This is a genomic window from Vreelandella rituensis, from assembly GCF_003336665.1.
In the GTDB taxonomy this organism is placed as follows: Bacteria; Pseudomonadota; Gammaproteobacteria; order Pseudomonadales; family Halomonadaceae; genus Vreelandella; species Vreelandella rituensis.
The window spans coordinates 1-698 of sequence record NZ_QPIJ01000172.1 but is presented as its reverse complement, the minus strand read 5'-3'; the positions used below and the strand labels follow the sequence as shown (position 1 = coordinate 698).

The 698-nt window shown below is 49.0% G+C and carries 1 protein-coding gene; it reads right to left on the bottom strand.

The features are described from left to right. On the bottom strand, nt 1-687 hold a 687-nt coding region (locus DU506_RS21345), incomplete at its 3' end, for a group II intron maturase-specific domain-containing protein (RefSeq protein ID WP_268877362.1). Between the last annotated feature and the right edge of the window lie 11 nt (nt 688-698).

Sequence of the window (698 nt, the reverse complement as noted above, 5' to 3'; positions counted from 1 at the left end):
ATTGGCTTTAGCCTTAATCTTTGTGTGCCGCCGAATGTTTATGTCTGACGCCACCTGAAGGCGCAGCCATTTCTGCGATCCATCCCAATGTTTCTCTAGCGAGTCCGCTGCAAATACCCAGTTCCGGGTGCTCGTGGTCTTGAAGTATTTCTTCCTGACCCATCTTGCCCCTTTGTTTGGGTGCCTGCGTCTAGCCCATTGCCATAGTAGTTGCCATATATCGGCATCGAGGCTTTTAAAGGTTTTGGCAGCAACCACATGCTGGTGATAGTTTGCCCACCCCCGGATTATGGGGTTGAGCTGTCCTATCAAGTTTCTCTGGGTTGCCTGCTTGTTACCTTTTACGATCCCCCTGATTTTGGACTTCACGCTTAGGATGCTTTTGGGTGAAGGTTTAATGAGCAGCTTACCTCCATATTTCCTAATGTTTTGTCCCAGGAAATCGAATCCTTCTGAAATGTGCGTTATTCTGGTCTTCTCTTTAGACAGGGTAAGCCCTCTATCTTCGAAGAATGCCTCGATAGCAGGTTTGATCTCTTCTTCCAGAATCTCTTTCGAGGCCCCGGTGACGATGAAATCGTCTGCGTACCGCACAACGTTTACCTTTACTTTCCGGCCTCTTTGCGTGCTGGAAGGTATCACAGCGTCGACTGTTCTCTGTAATCCGTCCAGCGCCATGTTAGCCAGGATAGGGGAGA